The 16755-nt window shown below is 44.5% G+C and carries 2 protein-coding genes; both read left to right on the forward strand.

The genetic code is table 11. The features are described from left to right. The first annotated feature begins 61 nt into the window (after positions 1-61). Positions 62-11020: a non-ribosomal peptide synthetase gene (locus QWZ07_RS13300; RefSeq protein WP_192853558.1), complete on the forward strand. Its 10959-nt coding sequence runs from the start codon at positions 62-64 to the stop codon at positions 11018-11020. Next, entirely contained in the window at positions 11017-16599 is a 5583-nt protein-coding gene (locus tag QWZ07_RS13305; protein WP_192853559.1) for a non-ribosomal peptide synthetase, read from the forward strand. Before QWZ07_RS13300 ends, QWZ07_RS13305 begins: the two co-directional genes overlap by 4 nt. Positions 16600-16755: the final 156 nt, after the last annotated feature.

A 16755-nucleotide genomic window follows, 5' to 3' on the forward strand; every position in this document is an offset into this window, starting at 1 on the left:
TTCGCCTATAACGGGCGAATTGAGGATTTCTGCAACCAAATTTCATGTTTAGGTAATAAAAATGTCAGTGGATGATGAACAAATTTTGGATTCCGTAACGCCTTGGAACCCGCTCTCATACTCTCAACAACGCTTGTGGTTATTTCAGCAATTACAACCGATGAGCCTGGCCTATAACCTGGGTGGTTTACTTTGGTTTGAAGGTAAAGATATCACCGCTGAAAAGATCCAACATTCATTAAATGAAATGGTGTCGGCATTTCCCTCATTACGAAGTCAGTTTTCCGAAATTGAGGGAAAATCGGCTCAACGCGTCTTGCCTTTTAGTCCTGTTGATTATGATTGTATTGACATGCAGGGTGGCTCGGATGCGGTTGAAGTTATTAATCAAGATGCTCGCAAACGTTGGCAACAACCGTTTAATTTATTGGAAGGCAATCTTGCTCGCTGTTGTATTTATCAAGTCAGTGAAGATCGCTTCGCTGTGTTGCTTGCCACTCATCACATCGTTACTGATGCTTGGTCATTCCAAATCAAAATTAAAATGCTAGTCAACTCAGTTGCAGGCAAAGCCTACAGTGGAAAAGAGGTTCAAAGTTATCTTGATTACGCAGCTGAGCAGGCTAGTACAGAAAAGTCTGATATCTATAAGCAACAGAAAGCGGCATGGATAGAAAATCAGTTTATCGGTGAAGAGTCGCTGTCGTTATCAAACCTGAATGACCAGTCGCAAGACACTTATGGGGCAAGACATGAACTTGTTCATTTATCTAAAGAGATCAATGATTCGATCAAGCTGTTAGGGAGTGAGCTAGGCGCGACTAAGTTTGAGGTGTTAGCGTCGGCAATGATGCTAACGTTACGCCAGTACTCTTCCAATGTTCATCCTTCTATATGTGTTCCAGCGCTAAACCGTAATGCTCAGAACCGAAGAACGGTAGGCTTCTATGTGAATAGTGCCGTGATGGGCTATCGCATTGATGCTGAAATGTCGTTGTCGCAGCTAGTCAATAATACCCACGCTTCTATGAAAGCATCGCTCGCATTTGAAAGCACGCCGCTAGAGGCGCTAGTGGGCGATTTACCGCTACCGACAACCGCTTTAAATTTTAGAAATCATGGTGACAAATTATCGATTAACACCAACGGAGTGTTTGCTGAGTTTGAAGAGTTTCCAGTATTAGAAACACCGTTTGAGTTGGTGTTGGATGTCATCAATAAAGGTGATGCTCCGCTGCGATTTGTCTATGCAAAAGAGAAGTTTACCCGACCGTTTATTACTAAATTTATCGAAAGTTTTAAGATTAATTTAGCGACCATTGTTCAATCACCTAACGCTGCTGTCGCCTCAGTTAATGCTTTATCAAGTAAAGACATGAGATTAATTGATCAATATGGTTCAGGTGACCACTTATGGCAATACCGTCCATTCACTGACTTAGTGACTGAACGAGCATTTAAGTGCCCGAACAGCATTGCGTTAAAACACCAAAACGAGTCAATGAGCTACCTAGAACTAGAGACTCGCTCCAACCAATTAGCGCATTCTATTTTATCTCAAGGCACAGCGGGCAAATCACCAATCGGTGTGATGATGGAACGCGGTGTCGATATGATCGTCTCTATGATCGCAGTTTTGAAAGCTGGCTCGCCGTTCTTACCATTAGACCCTGATTATCCAACGGAACGATTAAGCTTCATGTTGGAAGACAGCGGGGCAGAATTACTTCTCACTCACTCAAAATCTAACGATAGATGTAGAGACGTCTTGAGTGGAGGTAACTGTGTCACTCAATTCTGTATTGAGAATGCAAAGCTTGCGAGCTTTCCTTCAGATAATTCTTTTAATCGCCCGTTGGCAGAAGAACTGGCTTATATCATCTATACCTCTGGTTCAACGGGAAAGCCAAAAGGCGTCACCATATCGCATGAAGGTTTGAGCATGCACGTTCAGACCATAGGCCAGCGCTATGGCATGAGCGAAGAGGACGTAGAACTACATTTCGCTTCCATCAGCTTTGATGGTGCCGTTGAGCGTTGGACTGTGCCATTAGCGTTTGGCTCAAAACTAGTGATTCGGGACCAAGAGCTATGGACTGCGGAACGAACCTGCGATGTATTGCAGCAAGAAAAAGTCACTATTGCTTGTTTCCCTCCGAGCTATGTAGGCCCGCTACTCGATTGGATTGAAGCGACGAAGCCTGCACTGTCATTACGTTCTATTACTTTAGGTGGCGAAGCCTTCACCCGCGAGACCTTTGATCGTATTCAAAATGTGTTAGCGCCGCTACGAATCATCAATGGCTACGGCCCAACTGAAACGGTGATCACGCCGATGATTTGGGAAGCGTATGCCGACGATACAATGAACAGCGCGTATGCACCGATTGGAACACCAGTAGGTGATAGGAAGTTGTATGTACTTGACTCTGAATTAAGCCAAGTACCGTTCGGTTGCAGTGGAGAACTGTATATTGGTTCAGAAGTGGGCTTAGCTGAAGGGTACTTGAAACAGCCTAATTTAACCGCGGAACGCTTTTTACCCGATCCATTTTCAAGTAACGGCGAGAGAATGTATCGAACGGGCGACCTAGTACAGTGGCGTGATGATGGCGTCATGGAATATTTAGGTCGTGTTGACCAACAAGTGAAGATCCGTGGTTTCCGTATTGAGCTCGGAGAGATTGAATCTCAACTTCAAGCGCTCTCTAGTGCGGAGTTTTGTGCTGTTGTTGATCACGAATCACCTACGGGTAAAAAGCTTGTAGGCTATGTCCAGCTAAACAAAGTTCAAAAAAGCAATGCCCAGTCAAATACGCCTCAATTGCAAAGTTCGAATGGAAATGAAGAATCACAATGGCTTGAACTGCTAGGGCAAACATTGCCTGACTACATGGTACCTGCTTGTATTATTGTTCAAGACAGATTGCCGCTGACTCCGGCTGGTAAGGTCGATAGAAAGGAGCTGTTTGCTCCTGATTGGACAGAGATACGCAGTGATCAAGGTGCACTTGAGACCAACCGACAAGTAATGCTCGCTGAAGTATGGTGTGAATTACTTAAAGTGAAGAGTGTTGGTGCGAACAGCCAGTTCTTCGCGTTAGGTGGTGATTCGATTATGGCGCTCCAGTTGGTCGGAAAGCTGCGTCAACAGGGCTACATGTTATCACCTAGACAAGTCTTCGATTTTCCAAAATTACAAGATATGGCGGAGAACTTAGAAGAAGCACAACTTGTCGTAGCTGAACAAGACAAACTCCAAGGTGAAGTGGCGTTGCTGCCGATTCAGCAAAGATACATCAAACACTTTGAGTTAAGTCGTTGTAACCAATATATCCAGTTTAAATGGGACTATCCGTTTGATTTAGCAAGATTGACTCACGCATTCCGCGGCCTTATGGAACATCATGATGCGCTTAGATTACGTTTCTCTGCTGATACCGCAATTGGAATGACGGCAAATTACCAAGACGATGTTGAGTTTACGATTCACTCGTTTGATAGCGAGATAAATATAAACCAAGTTCAAACGAGCATAGACTTAATCAACGGTGTGATAGGTGCGGTTGGCATACGGAGTATGGACGGCTTAGATGAATCGGCCGAGAATAGTGAAGTGTTAATCGCTATTCATCACTTAGTGGTTGATGCGCTTTCATGGCCAGTCATTATCGAAGATCTCGTTAAACTGTATGTTTCAGAGCCTACATCAGAGCTTTCATATGAGCCAAGAGGTATTTCTGGTCCGCATCTACTTACGCAAAAGACGTATCATCAAGGAAATTGGGCAAATGCTTTAAATACACTGTCGATATCTGATGACCAACAAGCTTATTGGGCAGAACAAACCAAGGAGCCACTTTATTCCACGCCACGTGGTAAACCTATTTCGACACACTGGCATACGCCGTTATCAAAAATAGAAGCTCTGACAAAAGCTGGATTTGGCTTTGCACGTCTTACACAAGAACAAATAGTGTTCCTTGTGAGTACTTTAACCGTAAGCACGTTAAATCAAGGTAAAGCGTTAACTATTCATCGCGAATCGCATGGCCGTTTTACCGAGGACTCTGGACTCGATCTCAGCCGAACTGTCGGCTGGTATACCTCGTTGTATCCGCAAGCTATTCCGGTTCTTGATTCGTTGGAAGAGTGGGTTAAATCCATAAAAGACAGCTTTGATGCTGACCAACTTGGCGGAGTCACGTTCCACGCTGGTGTTATACAAAACCTTTGGCCTCATGTTGGCGAAATGGATGTGCTGTTCAACTATCTTGGTAATGCGGCTCAACAGATTAATGACGCAGTAGAGGTGACTAACACAGGCCTGTGGAGAGATGAGTCTAACACCGCAGACGCAGCCATTGTGATCAATGCGTCTGTGGTCAAAGAAGCATTATTGTGGGATATCGAATTAGACAATGGATGTTTCAATGAATTTGAAATTGATGTTTTACACGCGGCATTTGACAGCAGTATCGAACGTTTACATGACTTGTTTATAGAAGCCAGCCCTATATTAACGAAAGCCGATGCACCATTGGTCGATTTATCTCAAATCCAGTTTAAGCAACTTTGCGGGTGTGTGAGTACCGCTGCCGATTTACCTAGCACGATTCTACCGTTATCAACGTTACAGCAAGGCCTGTATTTCCACGCGAAGCTCTCTGATAGTGACAGCACTTACGTCAATCAAATCACATTGCCTTTTAACAATGTCAATGTGCCAAAGATGGTAGAAGCTTGGCAAGGTGTCATGCAAAGACACCAAATGCTACGTTCAACGTTGTTCTCATTTGATGGAAACGCTTATCTCGCGGAATGGGCAGAACTTGGCTTGGACTATGAGGTGTTGGATGTTCGTAAGCGCAGCCAATTTGATATTGAGGAATATAAGCAACTAAGGGTTGAGGGTGGCTTTCAATTAGAGCAAGTTGTCGAGCGTTCAAAGGTAAAACCTTTATGGCGTGTTGATTTCATTCAAACTCACGACCATCAAGTGCAGTGTATTTTCACGATTCACCATATCTTAATGGACGGTTGGAGTACGGGGGTGCTACTCAGTGATTTGTTCGCCTTGTACCAAGGTCGTGCTATTACTCCGGTTAAAGGTGAGTTTTCTGATTATCTGGCCTGGACCCAACGCCAAGACAAAAGCCAGTCTAATGAGTATTGGCAGAATTACCTCCAAGGTATGGAGTCGCCGACGCGTTTAGCAGAATCCTTTGGACAATCGAAACCTGAGGCATCGGATCCCAAGGTGTCTAGTTTCCATCGATACAATGATGATTATTCATCAGAGGTTATCAGCGAATGGTTACCTAAACTAAGCCAAGCTGGTGTGACGTTGAATACGCTAACGCAAGCGGCTTGGTTACTGACATTGAATCGCTTCACAGGGCAAGAGACTCCAGTATTTGGAAACACGGTAGCGGGGCGCCCAACAGAGCTCGCTCATAGTGATTCTATGGTTGGTTTGTTTATTAATACCTTGCCTATTGCGCAGCGAGTTGACCTTTCAAAGCGAGTATCCGAATGGTTGTTGGATATTCAAACCTCATCAAGTGAACAACGTGAGTACAGTTATTCATCGTTATCTGATATCCAAGCGCAGACGGGTTGGTCAGGAGAGAACTTATTCGACACCTTGGTGGTCTTCGAAAACTATCCGTTAGATGAAGCGCTTCTGAATAGTAAAGGTAACGACGAGTTTAGTATCGGCGAACCTGAAAGCTATGAATTTACTCATTACCCGTTAACCTTAGCAATTTTGCCGAGTGACTCACTTCGCATTGTTTTCGCGTACGACGAAAGTAAATTTACGTCTCAACAGGTTGAAGTGCTTTGTACAACTAATCGACATTATTTAACTCAGTTAGTGGGACACTTAGCCGAAGATTTAGGCCGATTATCTGAATTAGCTGAAGATCAGTTGCGTGAACTTAGGTCGTTTGACCGCCAACCGGAGCCATGGGCATTTGAACCTTTTACCGACTTGGTTACAAAACAGATGTTACTGCACCCAAATGATGAGGCGTTAGTCTCTAACGTTGAAGTCGAGAATGGCCTTCAAAGACAATCTTTAACGTACCAACAAGTGGTTGAACAAAGCGATGCGATAGCTTCAAGGTTGATCACTGAAGGTGTAAAGCGCGACGATATTGTCGGTGTGCTGTTTGAGCGCGACTGTAATATGCTGGTCGCGATGATGGGCATCATGAAAGCGGGCGCAGCATTCTTGCCTCTAGATCCTTCTTATCCTCAAGAACGCTTAGACTTCATGATTCAAGACAGTGGCGCGCGAGTATTGATTCATGATGCGTTGAGTGAGTCTTTAGGGGATCAGATTGGGAACCAAGCGAAAATCATTAGTTATGACTCGTTTGATCTAACTAAAAACCTTAATGATACCCCCGTCATCTTGCCGGACCAACTGGCGTATATGATCTATACATCGGGTTCTACGGGCAAGCCGAAAGGGGTCTGTGTATCGCAACAAGGTTTGAGCATGCATGTTCAAACCATAGGTCAACGCTATGGTATGACAGCAAGCGATGTTGAACTCCATTTTGCGTCAATAAGCTTTGATGGTGCGATTGAACGTTGGACTGTGCCATTGGCGTTCGGCTCACGTTTAGTGATTCGAGACCAATCGTTGTGGAGTGCACAACAAACTTGTGACGTTTTGGTTAGTGAACAGGTAACAATTGCGTGTTTCCCTCCAAGTTATGTGTTGCCGTTATTGGAATGGATAGAGGGTAGCGACCCAGAGCTCTATGTGCGTTCATGGACACTCGGTGGTGAAGCTTTCACTCGCGATACCTATTTCAGACTACAACACGTACTAAAACCAAAAAGAATTATTAATGGTTATGGTCCAACTGAAACGGTTGTGACTCCGATGATTTGGGAAGCGTATTCTGATACTGAGCTAGAAAGTGCCTATGCACCTATCGGAAAGGCTGTCGGAAACCGAACCTTATATGTGTTGGATTCTGCGCTCAATCGTGTGCCTACAGGTGTTGCCGGAGAACTTTATATTGGCGAAGAAGTAGGGTTAGCTAGGGGCTACTTTGAGCGTCCTCACTTAACATCAGAACGCTTTATTCCAGATCCATTCTCAAATAACGGTGAACGAATGTACCGAACCGGAGATGTGGTGAAATGGCGTTCAGACGGAGTGATGGAGTATCTCGGGCGTAGCGACGAGCAAGTTAAGATTCGTGGGTTCAGGGTTGAGTTGGGCGAAATTGAATCTCGTCTACAAAAGATCACAGGTTCAGAGCAGTGCGCGGTAATCGCTTGTGACAGCCCTTCAGGTAAACAGCTAGTGGCGTACATTCAAAGTGATAATGTGCTGTCTAGCGAAGGTGCTTTACAAGATCTTGCGAAAGATCTTCCCGATTACATGGTGCCTAGCCAAGTCGTAAAAATGGATAAGATTCCACTGACTCCAGCAAGTAAAGTGGATAAGAAACGCTTACCAATGCCGAATTGGCAAGAGGTTGTCAGCGCAGACTATATTGCGCCAATCGGTAAGATTGAGTTGACTTTAGCAAAGCAGTGGCAAGCGCTGTTTGATAAAGAACAGATAAGCCGTGAGGATGATTTCTTTGCCTTAGGTGGTCAGTCGTTACTGGCGACCCAGTTAGTTGGAAGGTTGAGTCAACAAGACGACATCAGATTATCATTACAGGCGGTGTTCGATGCACCAGTGCTTAAAGATCTTGCTGCTCAATGTATGTTGACAGATGTTAGAAATAGGGGCGAAGTCGTCTCTTTAGCGCGAGCTTCAAGGCTGCCTTACATGCCAGCCTCCGCTGTGCAGAAGCGTTTATGGTTCGTGCAACAACTGTTGCCAGCCAGTGCTGCTTACCACATGCCTCTAGGACTTAAGTTCATGGGCAATGTGAACGTTGCCGCCCTTGAGCGTGCAATCAATGTGTTAGTTGAACGCCATGAGATCTTGAGAACTAACTTCAGTCAGGTTGAAGGTGAGCTCATGCAGTCTATCCATCCTGAGCGTGAAATCTGCCTTGGGATGCACGAAGGCTTAGCGTCCGATGAACAAAGACTTTTAGCATATAAAGAACTGATCGCTAAACCGTTTGATTTCGCTGAAGGCCAGTTGATTCGCTTTGATTGGATAGTAAGAGCTTCCGAGCGCTCTACTGGTGTTGAACAGGCTGAGCTATTGATCGTAGCGCACCATATTATCTCTGATGGGATCTCGATGCAGCTATTGCTAAAAGAGTTAGCCGTCTGTTATCAATCGATGATTTCTGCATATTTAGAATCTGGGGAGTCAGCAGCTTTTGAGACTCCTGCTATTCATGATGTTCAATATGCAGATTATGTGAACTGGCAGAAGCAATGGCTTGAGTCAGAGGAAGCGAGTGAGCATAAATCATGGTGGTTGGACGCGTTGAAATACGATATCGACCCTCTAGTGCTGCACAGTGATGTTCCAAGAGAACAAACCGAAACACAAGGTCACCGACTTCACTTTGAACTGACGAATGAGCAAGTTTCTAATATCACTCAATTGGCAACGTCGCATAACACGACTCCTTTCACTGTAATGCTGACACTGTGGCATTTGTTGATGCACAAGTATTCCGGCCAAGAGCAAGTGCGTGTTGGTGTGCCGGTTGCTGGTCGCACACAACCTGAAACACAGGCGATGCAAGGGTGTTTCATCAACAGCTTGGTGATTCCGGCTCAGTTTAATGGGGAGCAATCTTTCTCAGATTTATTGCATCAGGTGAAGTCTTTCACTGAGCAAGCTTTGGGCAGGCAAGACTTCCCATTTGAAATGTTGGTTGAATCACTCGGGATTACTGGGAATTTGCAATACCATCCCGTTTTCCAAACCAGTTTCAACTTCCAGCGCTTTGATGAGGCAGAGCTCTTTGATTGGCAAGGGGGGCTGGATGTTGAGCCATTTGATCCGGGTGTTGTGAATGCTCAGCTCGAAATCGGTATGGACATCCAACAGATGTCTGAGAGTAAGTGGCTTGGTTTCGTAAGCTATGTGTCACCGATTTTCACACAAGATTTCGTACAAGCGTTACTTGGTCATTGGTTATTACTTTTAGATAGGGTAGCTACAAATAGTGATGGGTTAGTTAGCCAACTTCATTTGATAGACGAGACAGCAGAGCAACAAAACCGAGCATTCAATGACACGTCCCTTGATTGGGGTGGGTTTGTGACGCCGTCACACAAGATTCAGCATCAAGTAGAGAAAACACCTGGCTCGATAGCGCTATCGATGCAAGGTCAAATTTTCACATATAAAGAGTTTGATAAGCGCGTCAATCAACTAGCAAACTGGTTACGAGATAAAGGAGTGAATTCTGAAACTCGTGTTGGATTAGGGCTTGAGCGTTCGTTTGAATTGGTCATTGGCTTACATGCTATCACTCGTGCTGGTGGTGCATATGTGCCATTGGATCCGAGTTATCCAGTAGAGCGACTGCAGTATATTCTGCAATCAGCCAACATTGACCTGTTATTGACTGACTCAAACTCGGTGCACTTGTGGCCACAAAGCCAAGATTGTGAGTATGTCGATTTAAGCAAGCTTGATGTATCGGGACAACCTTCAGTACCACCTTTGGTTCACTGGCATCCAGAGCAGGCGTTGTATGTGATCTTTACTTCTGGTTCAACGGGTTTGCCCAAAGGGGTGGTAAACACTCAAGCTGCATTACAAAACCGTTTGAATTGGATGCAACAAGAATATGTACTCAATGAGTCCGATTGTGTGTTACAGAAAACCCCATTTAGCTTTGATGTTTCGGTATGGGAGTTCTTCTGGCCATTGATGACTGGTGCACGACTAGCGATCGCACCGCCAGAGGCTCATCGTCAGCCAAGTGTGTTGTCTGAAGTCATTCAACAAGAACAAGTGACCACACTTCACTTTGTGCCATCGATGTTGAATGCATTTTCGGTTGAAACCAATATCTCGGATTGTGTGTCACTCAAACGTATCATCTGTAGTGGAGAAGCATTGCCTGCCGATCTTGTAGAGCAGGTGCTTAGCCATGCGCCTGTCGAACTGCACAACCTTTATGGACCAACGGAAGCGGCGATTGATGTCACGTATTGGCCTTGTGAGTTGCCAGTTTCTAAACGTATCCCAATAGGTTACGCGATCAGCAACACGCAACTTTATGTCCTTGATGATAACTGGAACTCGGTACCCATTGGTGTGCCCGGTGAGCTGTATTTAGCGGGCATTGGATTAGCGCGTGAATATCTAGCTCGACCGGATTTAACGGCTGATCGATTTATACCGAATCCATTTGGAGAAGCTGGCAGTCGAATGTATCGCACTGGTGACCAAGTGGTGCAAATGGCCGATGGTCGTTTGGAGTATTTAGGTCGCTTGGATAACCAAGTCAAAATTCGCGGTTTACGAATCGAGCTAGAAGAAATTGAGAATGTGATCAATCAACTGGACTGGGTTGAAGAGTCTGCGGTGATCGCCTTTAAACACCAAACGGGCGATCAATTGGTTGGCTATGTCATCGACTCTCACTGGGAACAAGACAAGCATGAGCTCCTGAAGAAACATCTATCTGAGCATGTTCCAGACTACATGGTGCCAACGATACTGATTGGGTTGGGCGAAATGCCACTCTCTCCTAATGGTAAACGAGATAGAAAAGCGCTACCAGCGCCTGAATGGCAATCAATCAAATACCGCGCACCGGAAACGGAGTTGGAATTGTGGTTTGCGACTAATTGGGAAGAGGTTCTAGAAGTCCCTCAAGTGGGCTTGGACGATAACTTCTTTGCTCTGGGTGGCCATTCATTATTAGCAACTCGAGTGGTAGCTAAGGCACATCAAGAGCTTGGCTTAGAGGTGGTACTTAAAGACTTTTTCGAAGCCAATAGCCTGCAGGCACTAACGGATAGCTTGCAAAATCAATATCAAACACAAAATGAACATGAACAAGACGAATTCGATGCCATGGCAGCATTGATGGACGAACTGGAGCTGCTATGAGCCACCTAAAAGATAATATCCAACTAGAAACAAAGAGTCACTCCAAAACGATGACTCAACCCAAGACAACGAGCCAAGGAAAAATCGACAAACAAGCATTAGCAAAACGCTTTTTATTATTGGGTAAACCAGAACAAATCAAGTTCATCGAACTGCTGAGTAACAAAGGCTTAGATTTCGAAAAGCTACCGATTGTATCGGTTGGTAGTGAACGACAAGTGGCGTTGTCCCCGGCGCAGCAACGCCTGTGGGATATCTATCGCTTAGATAAGGGGAACAGTGCCTATCACATGTCTGGCACGTTTCAGGTAAATGGAGATCTGGATACAGAGCGATTAACGCATCTCGTCAATCAAGTGGTGGATCGTCATGATGTGTTAAGAACACGCTTTATAACTAACGCCACGGATCAGGTTATTCAGTTTGTTGATAACGCAGCGGTTATGTATCCGGTGAGTGTTGATGCCAAAAGTTGGAATCAGCAGCAAGTTCTTGACGCTCAACAAGCGTTTATCACAAAGCCGTTCGAGCTTGAGACTGAATTGCCGATTCGTATGCAGTGTTTGAAAGCTGATGACGGTGCATGGAAGTTACAACTCGTCATGCACCATATTGTTTCTGACGGTTGGTCGATAGGTGTGTTCTTAAATGAGCTGATAACTCTTTATCAACAAGGCGAACTACCTAAGTTACCGATTCAATATCGTGATTATTCTCACTGGCAGAGTGCTTTGTTAGATGCGGGGAAAGGGCATCAACATATTGAGTTTTGGAAGGGCGAACTTGCACTATCAAATTCAACCATGTTGTTTCCTTGGTACAGTGAAGTTATCCCAAATCAAAGACGTACTGCCGATGCTATCAGTTATGAATTGAGTGAGTTGCAATCTGGAAAACTCAAACAGATTGCCCGCCAAATGTCGGTGACAACGTCAAGCCTATGGTTAGGTGTTTGGCAGGCGGCTTTAGCGAAAGTCACGTATCGCGAAGATATTTCAGTCGGTGTACCGATGGCAAATCGCACACGACATGAGGTTTCCAATCTGATTGGCTTCTTTGTGAATACCATGGTGATTCAGCAATCTATAACGCCTAACAGCTCTTTATCTGATGTGATTAATGGGGCTCACGACAAAGTACTTGAGGCGCAAGAACATCAACTATTGCCATTCGATCAGTTGGTCAACGCTTTCAAGACTGAGCAAAACAATAGTGAGCCAAAGATTTACGACCGAAAAGCAGGACAAACACCCTTGTTTCAAGTGCTTTTTAATCATCAAAATTCATTGGCTGATGAGATTCAATTAGACAATCAACTTACGCTGTCGTCGGAAGATCAAAGTGGTGAATTTGCGTTATTCGATATTGCATTGGATGTTCGCGAGACTGAACTAAAAACGCGTATCGTGCTGACTTATTCCAAGGATCGAATCGATTCAGAAACCATGGTTGAGCTGAATGCCGTACTTGAAAATCTGATTGGTGAGTTGGAATACAAAGCAGATACAAGTTTAGTGCAAATTAATCACCTGACGTCACATGATGCATCCGTGTTAGAAAGGCTATCGCAACCTGAAGGGCAATGGAGCTTTAAGTCAATTATAGAATTGATCGATGCTCAAATGAAAGCACAGCCAAATGCCATCGCATTAAAACATCAAGATCTTGAATTAAGCTATCAGCAATTGGATTCAGCTTCATCCCAACTCGCTTCCAAACTTATCTCCCAAGGCGTGCAGCGCGACCAAGCTATCGGCGTACTCTTTGAAAGAGGCGTAGAAATGGTTGTTGCTATGGTCGCAGTAATGAAAGCGGGTGGGGCGTTTTTGCCACTAGATCCAGATTACCCAACCGAGCGTCTGGCTTTCATGATTCAGGATTCTAAGGCTGGCTTTGTGATCACCCAGCAAGGCTTAGAATTACGTTGGCAATACATTCATTCTGAGTTTGATGTCTCATCGTCTCAAGCAAGTTCATTCGTTTATGGTTCGCAGGATTTAAAGAACTCACTAAATCAACGGTATGAACAAGACCAAGCAAACAACCAGAGTGAACACGTAACAACCATACTCCCTGAACAGCTGGCTTACATCATTTATACGTCAGGCTCTACAGGTAAACCCAAAGGCGTGGCGATTAACCACATTGGTTTGTCGATGCACGTTCAAACCATTGGTAAACAATATGGTATGACACCAAAGGATGTTGAACTTCACTTCGCCTCAATTAGTTTCGATGGCGCCGTCGAGCGTTGGACCGTCCCATTAGCGTTTGGCAGTAAGCTCGTTATTCGAGATCAGGCGTTGTGGAGTGCGGAGAAAACTTGTGAAGTGTTATGTGATGATAAAATCACCATTGCCTGCTTCCCGCCTAGTTATGTAGGCCCTTTGCTAGATTGGATTGAATATCAAAAACCATCTATTAATGTGCGTTCTTGGACATTGGGTGGTGAAGCATTTACCGCAGAAACTTATCAACGCTTACAAAAAGCCGTAAATCCCCCACGTATTATTAACGGCTATGGTCCAACAGAGACCGTAGTTACTCCCATGATTTGGCGCGCGTACCCGAAAGATAAACTGAGCAGTGCCTACGCACCTATAGGCCAACCTGTCGGTGAGCGTCGCTTGTATATCTTGGATGCACAGCTGAATAAGGTGGCGTTTGGCAAAGTCGGAGAGTTATATATTGGCGGAGAAGTGGGTCTTGCTCGTGGTTACTTGGAACAGCCAGACTTAACTTCTGAGCGTTTCATGCCTGATCCGTTTACTAATAACGGTAATGGCAGTAACGAATCGATGGGCGAGCGGATGTATCGTACTGGAGATCTGGTTCGTTGGAATCATGATGGTGTGATGGAATACATAGGGCGTGTAGATCAACAGGTGAAGATCAGAGGGTTTCGTGTTGAGTTAGGCGAAATCGAAAGCCGCCTCCAAGCACTATCTAAGGTTGAACATTGTGTTGTGGCTGTGAAAGAAGCTGGTCAACAAAAACAGTTGTTTGGTTATTTGCAGAGTAGTGAACCTGATCGCTTTAAGCTTGATGACATTCTCGAAGCGCTTTCACGAGAGTTCCCTGATTACATGGTACCAAGCCAATTAATGGTGCTAGATAAACTTCCTCTAACACCGGCAGGAAAAATTGATAGAACATCTCTGCCGACGATTAGCGGGAACACCAAATCGATTGTGGCGTTTGTGTTACCTCAAACCGAACAAGAGGCGTTGCTCGTAGAGATATGGCAGCAACTGCTAGGTATCAAGGAAGTAAGCTGCTCGGATAACTTCTTTGCATTGGGTGGTGATTCTATACTTTGCTTGCAAATGGTGAGCAAAGTACGCGTTGCGGGTTACAACTTAACACCACAGCAAGTGTTTGAAGCTAAATCCTTAAGTGATCTGGCGTGCATGCTTGATATCCATAAAGTGGCAAAAGAGCGTGTTCTGACTGAAGAACCGTTTGGATTGATGCCGACACAAGCACACTTCTTTGCTCAAGAGTTTGCAGAGCCTGATCATTGGAATCAGCATATTTGTGTCGAGCTTAAACAAGACATGAATACTGATTACTTAGAGTTGGCGATTCAAGCACTGGTAAAACAACACCCAAGTTTGAGATTGGCGTTTAATCAGCATCAGGGTAATTGGAAGCAACAGTATAAACCTTATCAGGAACGTGAGTACCTATGGCGCACCTCGGTGGATTCTGAAGAAGTGTTTTCAGCGTTTGCGCAAAAGATCCATCAAAGTATGGACATCGGGGCTGGAAGGTTGATTCAAGCTGGATATGCAGAATTTACTGAAGCACCGAATCGTTTGATGATAGCGATTCATCACTTAGCTGTGGATGGTGTGTCTTGGCGAATTCTATTAGATGACCTCTGGAAAGCGTATCAACAACAAGTTGCAGGGCAAGTTATCGAACTGATGCCGAATTCGAGTGCAATGGATGAAACCGTTCAAGCAATTGATAAGTGGTCATCAAGCGAGCAAGGTAAGTTGATGCAATACTCTTGGCATGAGTTAGCTCAAAAAGCGGCTGACCCCATAGAAAATAAACAAGAAATAACTCCTGCTCTTTATCAAGATAAACAAGTCTACAAAACTGAGTTATCGAATGATCTAACTCAAACGTTACTGCGTGTTTCAAACACCAGTAATGGGGATGTCCAAAGCGTGTTGATTACTGCGTTAGTGTCAGCATTGACGAATGAAGGCCAACCTGAAATTTCTCTGTATCTAGAGGGACATGGTCGAGAAGCTTCTGTTTTCTCAGGCGTTGATCTATCACGAATGGTGGGTTGGACGACAAGTTTGTATCCAATGATTGGGCATTTCCAACCAGATATTCTTGGTGTGCTCAACCAAACCCATGGCTATCTAGAGAGCGTTAAGCAAGATGGCGGTATCGGCTATGGCGTGAGGTATTTAAACAAAGATACTACTGATAGTTATCGAGCAAGTGCAACGTTTAACTATCTCGGCCAGTACTCAAGTGACGGGTTTGCACACTGGTGTACGCCTATCGAAGACGGAAGCCTACCTCAATCTGGACTCAATAAGATGTTGACGCCACTTGTCGTCAATTCTCAGGTTGTGTCTGGGCAGTTAAGCCTGTCATGGGAATTTGCGGAAACGCACTATTCACTGGACGATATTCAACAAATAGCCGAGCGCTATGTCGAGCGTTTAACGGTGCTTGTCAGTGCTATGAATAAAGAACGCAAGACATTAAATACCAATCAATGCTCCGCGAATCCACGGCTCGTGGAAAAACTCAATGACACGACTGACGAAAATGAGCCCCTATTCTGTATTCACCCGGTAACGGGTCGTGTGACGGGCTACCAGAGACTCGCACAAGCGCTTGAAGGCGATAGAAGCGTATTTGGCATAAAGTCACAGAGCTTTATATCAGAGAATTTATTTGATTCCTCGTTTAATGATATGGCCGACACCTACTACCAAACGATCAAACAGATCCAGCCTCATGGCCCTTATCGATTAGTTGGATGGTCATTGGGCGGGGCACTCGTTCAGGAAATCTCACTACGTTTAGAGAAGAATGGTGACGATATTGCATTCGTCGGGTTACTCGATTGCTATGTGCCAGGGACTGAAATTACTGAAGATCAGTGGGACTCACCAACCTCAAAAACCAAACTAATAGAGCATATTTCATTGCTGCTTGGTTCAATTACGGAAGCGCAAGGGCAGCGATGTTTACAGTTGCTCGATTCTGCGCCTCCTCCAAGGTGGCCAGAAGTTTTTAATACATGGTTAGCGGAAAATAACTTCGACCACTACATGGCGGACAACGCAAAACAAATGCTTTATAGCTGGGCTGTTGAACAACACATGCGTGCTTTGTGTCGTGGTTATCAATTACCAAGCATAAAAACCCAGTTGCATTGTTGGTGGGCAGGGCAACCAAATGGGCGCTCAGAGCTGTTATCAAAAGGGTTGAATAAGCATAACGAACTCCAATATTCCGTTGTTGTAGATACTGATCATTTAGGAATTGTGCAGAACAATAAAGTAATCAAAGACTTATACAGGCATTTGTATTGTGAATAATTTTATAAATATCTATTGCTGAGATGTTTTTTTTTGAAAATTACGTGGTACACTTCGTTAAATTATTAATCGCAATGATAACTATTATCGTTATTGTTTGTGCTTTTATTACAATTGGTTCATAGCCGTATTGAAGGAGAAATATATGAATCGGCA

The organism is Vibrio lentus, assembly GCF_030409755.1.
Classification (GTDB): Bacteria; Pseudomonadota; Gammaproteobacteria; order Enterobacterales; family Vibrionaceae; genus Vibrio; species Vibrio lentus.

Excerpts from the sequence above, each read along its gene's own strand:
- QWZ07_RS13300 (WP_192853558.1), top strand. The coding sequence starts at position 62 with ATGTCAGTGGATGATGAACAAATTTTGGATTCCGTAACGCCTTGGAAC.
- QWZ07_RS13305 (WP_192853559.1), top strand. The coding sequence starts at position 11,017 with ATGAGCCACCTAAAAGATAATATCCAACTAGAAACAAAGAGTCACTCC.